Origin of the sequence: Xenophilus sp. (assembly GCF_044462705.1) — a bacterium.
In the GTDB taxonomy this organism is placed as follows: Bacteria; Pseudomonadota; Gammaproteobacteria; order Burkholderiales; family Burkholderiaceae_C; genus Xenophilus; species Xenophilus azovorans.
In genome coordinates, this window is the sequence record NZ_JBIQNC010000174.1 from 1903 (window position 1) to 10400 (window position 8498).

Consider the following 8498-nt stretch of genomic DNA (forward strand, 5'->3'; position numbering starts at 1 on the left):
GGCAGGTGCGCCAGCGCCTTCATGAAGCCGATGCCCAGGCGGGCCGACAGGCTCATTGGACAACCTCCGTGCTTCGCACTGCGGCTCGAGCCCCCTTCGGGGCGGCCGGGCGGGGGCTCATGCAGCACCCTCCGCCACTTCCATCTCCTCGCGCGGCTCCTTGTGGCGCGCGTAGTCCCACACGTACTGGCCGGGCAGGCTGCGGATCAGGCGCTCGATGCCTTCGTTCATGGCCGCGGCGGCCGCCTCGGGCGTGGCCTTCGGGTCGTTGAGCGCGGTGCCGTCGAAGGGCTCGAAGCGGATCACGTAGCCGCGGCCGCGCGGCAGCCGCTCGCACACGCCGAGGAAGACGCGCGCGCCGGTGGTCTGCGCCAGGCGCGGCAGCAGCGTCATGGTGTAGGCAGGCCGGCCCAGGAAGGGCGCCCACACGCCCTGCCCCTTCGGCGGCACCTGGTCCGGCAGGATGCCGGTGTAGCCGCCCTCCTTGAGCGTACGCATCAGGCCGCGCACACCCTTGACGGTGGTGGGCAGCGTGCGCAGGCCGGGCCGGTCGCGCGAGCCGGCCACCAGGTCGGCCATCCACTTCTTGCGCGCCGGCCGGAACAGCGCGGTGAGCGGACCGTGGTCCTTCAGGAAACGTTCGCCCACCGCCTGGCCGTACATCTCCCAACTGCCCAGGTGCGGCACGATCATGATGACGCCGCGCCGCTCGGCCAGCGCCGCCTCGAAGGCCTCCAGGCCCTCCCAGCGCAGCACCTTCGGCAGCACGCTCTCGCCCGCCGGGCGGGCCCACAGCCAGGGCAGCTCGGCCGCCATGGCCCCGGCCGCGCCGATGGCCGGGCGCCACTGCGCGGGCGAGAGGCCGGCGGCCTGCGCATTGGCGCGGAAGCGCCGGCGGTAGCCCGGCGCCAGCCACCACACCAGCCAGCCCAGCGCACGGCCCAGGGCGTGCATCAGAGGCAGGGGCACGCGGGCCAGCAGACGGAACAGGGCGATCATCAGCGCGTGAGGAGGAACAACGACACGGGAAGAAGGGGCGGACGCGCGGCCCGGGCCCCAGGCCCCGGCCGGCTTGAATAGAATGCAAATTGTCGCCGAGTTACAGGACTACTTGCAGGGCGACGTTAAACCCAACTGCTAAAGCGTTCGCCAAGACTCCCCCGGACCTGGCAACGCGCCAGGCAACCACCTCGACGGAGTTTTCTCTCAATGGCGAACGATTTCCTCTTCACCTCCGAATCGGTCTCCGAAGGCCACCCGGACAAGGTCGCGGACCAGATCTCCGATGCGATCCTCGACGCGATCTTCGAGCAGGACCCGCGCTCGCGCGTGGCCGCCGAGACGCTGACCAACACCGGCCTGGTCGTGCTGGCCGGCGAGATCACCACCAACGCGCACGTCGACTATATCCAGGTCGCGCGCGACACCATCAAGCGCATCGGCTACGACAACACCGAGTACGGCATCGACTACAAGGGCTGCGCGGTGCTGGTGGCCTACGACAAGCAGAGCAACGACATCGCCCAGGGCGTGGACCACGCCTCGGACGACCACCTGAACACCGGCGCCGGCGACCAGGGCCTGATGTTCGGCTATGCCTGCGACGAGACGCCCGAGCTGATGCCCGCGCCGATCTACTACGCGCACCGCCTGGTCGAGCGCCAGGCCCAACTGCGCAAGGACGGCCGCCTGCCCTTCCTGCGCCCCGACGCCAAGAGCCAGGTGACGATGCGCTACGTGGACGGCAAGCCGCACAGCATCGACACCGTGGTGCTCTCCACCCAGCACAGCCCCGACCAGAGCGAGACGGCCACCAAGATGAAGCCCAGCTTCGTCGAGGCGGTGATCGAGGAGATCATCAAGCCGGTGCTGCCGAAGGAATGGCTGCAAGAGACCAAGTACCTGATCAACCCGACCGGCCGCTTCGTCATCGGCGGCCCGCAGGGCGACTGCGGCCTGACCGGCCGCAAGATCATCGTCGACACCTACGGCGGCGCCTGCCCGCACGGCGGCGGCGCCTTCAGCGGCAAGGACCCGACCAAGGTCGACCGCAGCGCCGCCTACGCCGCGCGCTACGTGGCCAAGAACATCGTCGCCGCGGGCCTGGCGCGCCAGTGCCAGATCCAGGTGGCCTACGCCATCGGCGTGGCGCACCCGATGAACATCACGGTCTACACCGAGGGCACCGGCGTCATCCCCGACGACCGCATCGCTGCGCTGGTGCGCGAGCACTTCGACCTGCGGCCCAAGGGCATCATCCAGATGCTGGACCTGCTGCGCCCGATCTACGGCAAGACCGCGGCCTACGGCCACTTCGGCCGCGAAGAGCCCGAGTTCAGCTGGGAGCGGACGGACAAAGCCCAGGCGCTGCGTGCAGCGGCCGGGCTGTAAGGCAGCACAATCGCGGCCATGACCCGGCTCCTGACCCTCTGCCTCCTCGCCGCGCCGCTGGCCCTGGCCGCATGCGGCACCCCCTACCAGGTGGTGCGCATGCCCGACGGCAAGCTGCGCACGCCCAACGCCACCGAGACCGGCAACTACTGCGCCGAGCGCGGCGGCCGCCCCCGCCTGCTGGGCATCGCGCCGGGCAACACGGAAGTGTTGTTCGAGTGCGTGAAGGACTGACGCAGGCCGTTCAGAATCGGTAGGCGGCGCCGGCGCCCACCGTCCAGGTGCGCCCCGGTGCCGGCTCGAAGTAGCGCGCATTGCCCTCGTTGACGAAGACCGAGCCGGCGTAGCGCCGCCCGGCCAGGTTGTCCACGCGCGCGAAGGCGTTGAACTCCCACTTCTCCCACTGCCGCACGTAGCCCGCGTACAGCGAGGCCACCGCATAGCCCGGCGCACTGGCGGTGTTGCGGTCGTTGGCCTGCACGCGGCCCAGCGCGCGCAGCTCCGCCCCCGCACGCCAGCCCTGCGGCGGCACCCAGCCGACGCTGGCATAGAAGGACTGCCGCGCGATGCCGGGGATGCGGTTGCCTGCCGCCACGAGGTTGCCGCCGGCGCAGGGCGAGGGCGAGCAGAAGGCATCCCGGTAGCGCGCATCCAGCCAGGTCAGCGCCACCTGCGTGCGCCAGTGATTCGCCGTCTCGTGCTGCCAGCCCAGTTCGAAGCCCCGGCGCCGCGTGTGACCCGCGTTCTGGAAGGTGGAGCGCCCACCCGTGTTGGTGGCCGTCACGATCTCGTCGCGGGTGCGGGTGTCGAACAGCGCTGCCGTCAGCAGCCCGCCCGCGATGCGCGCCTTGGCGCCCAGCTCCACGCTGTCGTTGACCGAGGGGCGCAGCGCGAAGTTCAGGCCACCCGTGCCGTCGGGCCGGTACGACAGTTCGTTGAGCGTCGGCGTCTCGAAGCCGCGCCCGGCCGACAGGTACAGCGCCAGGTCGCGCGTGGGCTGCCAGCGCAGCGAGGCCACCGGCAGGGTGCGGGCGTAGCGCGCGCGGCCGCTGTCGTCGCCGTTGCGCCCGAGCACGTACAGATCGCGCGAGTCGAAGCGCACTCGGCTGCGGCGCACGCCGGCCTCCAGCGTCCACTGCTCGGCCAGGCGCCAGGTGGCCTGCGCGTAGGGATCGAGGCTGGCCACGCTGTTGTGCTCTAAGCGCCGCAGCCGCCCGCGCACGCCCAGCAGCGGTGCAGAGGCGGGGCCGAGGTAGTTCTCGTAGCCGCTGCGGCGCTCGCTCAGGCTGTCGTAGCCCAGGCCCGCGACCAACTCGAAGGGGCGCCCGGCCAGGTCGAAGCGGCCCAGCCAGCGCAGGTCCAGCCCGCTGTAGTTGCGGTGCAGGTCGATCACGCCGCCGGCGTGCAGCGGGTTCTGCTGCGCCGAGGGCGGGATGGACTGGAACTGCACCGTGTCGCGCTGGCCGCCGTAGAGCATCACGCGCAGCTGCTGGCGCTCGTCGAGGCGGTGCTCCCACAAGAGGCCGGCCTGGCTCTGCAGCACGCTCTTGCGGGTGTCGTACTGCGTGGCCAGCGGCGCGGCGCGCGGGGCGGTGGCGAACTGCTGGGCCGTCAGCCCCAGCGGGTCCTGCGCGTCGATGCGCACGCGGTTGAACACCAGCGTCAGGCGGTCGCCGTTGTCCAGGGCGATGCCCAGCCGGCCGTTGAGCAGGTCGCGCGTGGCGGCGCTGTGATCGCGCCAGCCGTCGGTGTGGAAGCGGTTGGCGCTCAGCAGGTAGTCCACGCGGCCCTGCGAGCCGCTGGCCTGCACGCCCTGGCGCCAGGTGCCGGCGCTGCCGCCGGCGGCCGAGTAGGCCAGCCGGGGCGGGCCCTCGCCGCGGGCGGTGAAGGCCTGCACCACGCCGCCCGAGGAGTTGCCGTACAGCGCGGAGAAGGGCCCGCGCAGGATCTCGATGCGATCGAGCGAGGCGATGTCGATGTTGGAGGTCTGGCCCTGGCCGTCGGGCAGCGTGGCGGGGATGCCGTCCACGTACAGCCGCACGCCGCGCACGCCGAAGGTGGAGCGCGCGCCGAAGCCGCGGATCGAGAGCTGCAGGTCCTGCGCGTAGTTGTAGCGGTTCTGCAGCTGCAGGCCCGGCACGCCGGCCAGGCCTTCGCTCAGTTGGGACTGCAGGCGACCGTCACGGATCTCGCTGCCCTCCACCCGCTCCACCGAACCGGGCACGTCGAAGGGCACCACCTCGCCGCGCGGCGTGCTGACGGTGACGGCGGGCAGTTGTGGCGCCTCGGGCGCGGGCTGCGCCAGCACCAGGCCGGGCAGGAGGAACAGCGGCCAGCCCGCGGACGGGCTCCGGAACGACGACGACATGCACGCATGTTGTCATGCCGGGCCGCGGCCGCGGCACAGGGTTGCCCGCGATGGGCGCCGCGGCGCCTGCGTGGCAGGGGCGCTCAGGAACGGCTGCGACGCAGCCAGCCGAACCAGATGCAGACCGCCACCGGGATGCCGAGCGTCACCCAGGCCACGAAGTCACCGGCGCCGCCGTCGCTGAACAGCGCCGACACCAGCCCGACGGCGGTGAGCACGCCCAGCACGATGGGCCAGCCCCACATGGCCCAGGCACTCTGGCCACGTTGTGTGGAGGTGTTCATGGCGCCCCCTCCAGCCGCGCCGCCGCATTCGCACCCACCGGCTGCGGCGCCTGGCCCGGCGCATGCGGCGGCGGCGCGGCCGCCTCGGGGCCGGTGCGCGGCTTGTGCTCGTGCACCGGGTTGCCCTTCTTCAGCCACAGGTACAGGCCGCTGCCCAGCACGATGATGGTGGCGATGTCCAGCAGCGCCCAGATGATCTGCATCGGCATGCCGCCGTAGTCGCCGAAGTGCAGCGGCTGCGACACCAGCAGCGCCGTGAGGTACCAGGGCAGCTTCGGCGCGGCCGTCACCTCGGCCGTCTTCGCGTCCACCAGCACCGGCTGCAGCAGGCGCGAGGTGAATGGCTCGTTGCCCTTGAGGAAGAAGGTGTGGTGGTGCGGGCTGGAGAAGGCCGTGCCGGGGAAGGCGATGAAGGCCAGCTTGGTGCCGGGCGCCTGGGCCGCGGCCACCTCCATCGAGCGCTGCACCGAGGCGCGCTCGGCCACCGGCACCGTGGGCTGGTCCTTGTACGGCGCCAGCAGCGTGCTGAGCTGGTCGTACTGCCAGTACTTGATCATCAGGTCGGCCCAGGTGTTGATCATGCCGGTGGCGCCGACGACGAACAGCCACACCAGCGTGACGATGCCCAGCAGGTTGTGCAGGTCCAGCCACTTCAGGCGCGTGCGCTTGTCGCGGCGCACGGTGCCGAAGTCGAGCTTGCGCATGAAGGGCGAGTACAGCACCACGCCGCTGACGATGGCCACCAGCAGCAAGAGGCCCATCAGCCCCAGGAAGAGCTTGCCCGCCAGGCCGGCGAACAGGTCCACGTGCAGCTTGAACATGATCCACATGAAGCCCTCGTCGAAGCGCGGCGTGGGCAGCGCCTCGGCGGTGCGGGCGTCGACGGCGACGGAGCGGAAGTCGTCGGTGGGCGCCGGCGTGGGCGTGAGGGTGACGAACCACAGGTTGTCGTCGTCCTCGTCCTTGGAGGCGAACTGCACCACCCGGTCGGGGTACTTGGCGCGCGCCACTTCCAGCACCTTGTCCAGGCTGGTGTGCGGCGTGCCCTCGGCCATCTTCGGCGCCTCCACCTCGGTGCCGAGCAGGTGCCCGATCTCGTGGTGGAAGATCAGCGGCAGGCCCGTGATGCACAGCAGCAGCATGAACACCGTGCACACGATGCTGCTCCACTTGTGCACCCAGGCCCAGGTCTTGATGGTGCGGGTGGTCATGGACATGGCCGGATTCTCCCTGGCGATCGCCGTCAGAACTTGTAGGTCGCGGTGGCGACGACGTTGCGGCGCGCGCCCCACCAGCAGTCGCCGCGGGCCAGGCAGGTGCTGAAGTACACCTTGTCGGTGGCGTTGTTGACGTTCAGGGCCAGGCGCCACTGCTCCGACTCGTAGGCGAACATCAGGTCGAGCAGGGCCACCGAAGGCACGCGCGGGCCCGCCTCGGCGCCGATGCCGTCGCGGAACGCGCTCATGTAGCGCACCCCGGCGCCGGCCGAGAAGCCCGGCACGCCGGCGATGGCGAAGCGGTACTTGCCCCACACCGCGGCCTGGTTGCGCGGCATGCCGCCGAGCTTGGGATCGGCGTCGATGTAGTTGTAGTTGGCGATCAGGTCGACGTCGCGCGCCAGCGTGGTCTTGAGCTCGAGCTCCAGGCCCTTGTTCTTCGTCGCGTCGAGCTGGCGGCCGTAGTTGGGGTTGGCGTCGTCGGAGACGATGCGGTTCTTCTCCTTGAGCGAGTAGACCGAGGCGGTGAAGCTGGTGTCCGAGCCGGCCGGCTGGTACTTCACGCCCGCCTCCACCTGCTCGCCGCGCAGCGGCTTGAACAGGCGCCCGTTGGCGTCGGTGCCGGCCAGCGGCGTGAAGGATTCGGTGTAGCTCAGGTAGGGCGACCAGCCCGAGGGCAGCACGTACATCGCGCCCAGGCGGCGCGTCGTGGCCTTGGTCGTCTCCGACGCGCTGCCCGCCGTGCCAGCGGTGCTGCGGTCATGGCGCAGGCCGGCCACGAAGATCCAGTTGCCCCACTTCATCTGGTCCTGCACGTAGATGCCGGCGTTGCGCTGGGTGGTGCGGGGCTGGTCGGCCAGTTCCGTCACCGGCACGTAACCGAGGCCATAGACCGGGAAGTAGGCGTCGATGGCGCTGTAGGCGGAGCCCTCGCGCTTGTCCTGGCGCTGGCGCGAGTACTCGGCGCCGATCAGCATCGTGTGGCGCACCGGGCCGGTATCGAAGTGGCCCTCGACGTGGTTGTCGATGCCGGCCATGCGCGTCCACGTGAGCGACTTGTCGTTCACGCGGCCCAGCAGCCGCTGGCCGACGGGGTCCAGGCCCCAGCCGCCGGGCAGCGAGAAGAAGTCACCGTAGTGGTAGTGCGAGTCGTTGAAGGTGCGCGCGAAGCGCGCGTTCTGGCGGAAGGTCCACTGGTCGTTGAAGCGGTGCTCGAACAGCCAGCCGAAGGTCTTGCGCTCGGTGTCGTAGCCGTCGCCCGGCTCGCCGATGAAGCGGCTGGTCGGCAGCGGCCCGTTGACGTTCGGCAGGATCGTGCCCTGCCACGGGAAGAACTGCGAGGTGCTGCCCGTCCTGTCCTTCTGCCACAGGCCCTGCAGCGTCAGCGAGGTCGCCGCGCTGGGCTGCCAGGTGAGCGAGGGCATGATCAGCGAGCGGTCGTCCGGCACGTGGTCCACCTGCGTGTCGGCCTTGCGGTGCAGCGCCACCAGGCGGTACGACCAGGTGCCGTCGGCCGTCAGCGGGCCGGTCAGGTCGGCCTGGATCTGCTTGCGGCCCCAGGAGCCGAACTGCACGCCCACCTCGCGCGAGGCCACCTGCTGCGGCCGCTTGCTGACCATGTTGACCACGCCCGCCGCGGTGCCGGCGCCGAACAGCATGCCGGCCGGGCCGCGCAGCACTTCGAGGCGCTCCAGCGTGTAGGGGTCGGGGCGCGCGGTCGCGGTGTACCAGCCGGACGAGTACATCTGCAGCCCGTCCAGGTAGAGCGACGGCTCGCTGCCGCGCACCATGAAGCTGTCGGCGCGCGAGTCCAGGCCGTAGCCGTCGGAGCGCACGCCGGCGGCGTAGGTCAGCGCGTCCTGCAGGTTGGTCGCGCCCTGGTCGACGATCTGGTCGCGCGTCACCACCGTGACCGACTGCGGCGTCTCGGCCAGCGGCGTGTCGGTCTTGGTGGCGGTGGCGGCGTTGCGGGCGCGGTAGCCGATCACCGGCGAGGTGGCGGTCTCGCGCTCGGCCTGCGCATCGACGCGGATCACCGGCAGGGTGTTCTCCGGCGTCTGGGGCGGCTCGGCGGTCTGGGCGGCGGCCGGTGCCGCGGCAGCCGCCAGGGCGGCGGCGGCCAAAGTGATGGGGAGGCGTCGGAAAGTCGTCAGGCCGGCAGCGTGCATCGGTCGGAAAAGAAAAATTGAATATGAACAAAAACCGTTCTCATTATCAAACGATTCGCTGCTGCCAGCG

At 70.8% G+C, this 8498-nt stretch carries 7 protein-coding genes; 2 read left to right on the forward strand and 5 right to left on the reverse strand.

Annotation, left to right across the window (positions count from 1 at the left end; genetic code table 11):
• Positions 1-117 precede the first annotated feature (117 nt).
• Entirely contained in the window at positions 118-999 is an 882-nt protein-coding gene (locus ACIY1X_RS20565) for a lysophospholipid acyltransferase family protein (protein WP_399684145.1), read from the reverse strand.
• A gap of 210 nt (positions 1000-1209) precedes the next feature.
• Here ACIY1X_RS20565 and metK point away from each other — a divergent pair, with 210 nt between their 5' ends.
• Positions 1210-2391: a methionine adenosyltransferase gene (gene metK, locus ACIY1X_RS20570; RefSeq protein ID WP_399684148.1), complete on the forward strand. Its 1182-nt coding sequence runs from the start codon at positions 1210-1212 to the stop codon at positions 2389-2391.
• 18 nt (positions 2392-2409) lie between these two features.
• Positions 2410-2625, forward strand: coding sequence for a hypothetical protein (locus ACIY1X_RS20575; RefSeq protein ID WP_038208843.1), 216 nt, complete (start codon positions 2410-2412; stop codon positions 2623-2625).
• Between the two features lie 10 nt (positions 2626-2635).
• On the opposite strand, the gene ACIY1X_RS20580 is transcribed toward ACIY1X_RS20575, so the two are convergent.
• The 4 genes from ACIY1X_RS20580 to ACIY1X_RS20595 form a co-directional block, all read right to left on the reverse strand.
• Positions 2636-4759 (reverse strand): TonB-dependent receptor family protein, encoded by a 2124-nt coding sequence (locus tag ACIY1X_RS20580; protein ID WP_399684151.1) that lies wholly within the window; start codon positions 4757-4759, stop codon positions 2636-2638.
• Positions 4760-4842: 83 nt separating this feature from the next.
• Positions 4843-5043, reverse strand: coding sequence for a hypothetical protein (locus ACIY1X_RS20585; RefSeq protein ID WP_399684153.1), 201 nt, complete (start codon positions 5041-5043; stop codon positions 4843-4845).
• Positions 5040-6254 (reverse strand): PepSY-associated TM helix domain-containing protein, encoded by a 1215-nt coding sequence (locus tag ACIY1X_RS20590; RefSeq protein WP_399684164.1) that lies wholly within the window; start codon positions 6252-6254, stop codon positions 5040-5042. The genes ACIY1X_RS20585 and ACIY1X_RS20590 overlap by 4 nt, the downstream gene beginning before the upstream one ends.
• Positions 6255-6286: 32 nt before the next feature.
• On the reverse strand, positions 6287-8428 hold the full coding sequence (locus ACIY1X_RS20595) for a TonB-dependent siderophore receptor (RefSeq protein ID WP_399684156.1): 2142 nt from the start codon (positions 8426-8428) through the stop codon (positions 6287-6289).
• Positions 8429-8498: the final 70 nt, after the last annotated feature.

What these genes read in the sequence shown, in the direction of transcription:
- ACIY1X_RS20565 (WP_399684145.1), bottom strand. Translation starts at nt 999, where the DNA reads ATGATCGCCCTGTTCCGTCTGCTGGCCCGCGTGCCCCTGCCTCTGATG.
- metK (WP_399684148.1), top strand. Translation starts at nt 1,210, where the DNA reads ATGGCGAACGATTTCCTCTTCACCTCCGAATCGGTCTCCGAAGGCCAC.
- ACIY1X_RS20575 (WP_038208843.1), top strand. Translation starts at nt 2,410, where the DNA reads ATGACCCGGCTCCTGACCCTCTGCCTCCTCGCCGCGCCGCTGGCCCTG.
- ACIY1X_RS20580 (WP_399684151.1), bottom strand. Translation starts at nt 4,759, where the DNA reads ATGTCGTCGTCGTTCCGGAGCCCGTCCGCGGGCTGGCCGCTGTTCCTC.
- ACIY1X_RS20585 (WP_399684153.1), bottom strand. Translation starts at nt 5,043, where the DNA reads ATGAACACCTCCACACAACGTGGCCAGAGTGCCTGGGCCATGTGGGGC.
- ACIY1X_RS20590 (WP_399684164.1), bottom strand. Translation starts at nt 6,254, where the DNA reads ATGACCACCCGCACCATCAAGACCTGGGCCTGGGTGCACAAGTGGAGC.
- ACIY1X_RS20595 (WP_399684156.1), bottom strand. Translation starts at nt 8,428, where the DNA reads ATGCACGCTGCCGGCCTGACGACTTTCCGACGCCTCCCCATCACTTTG.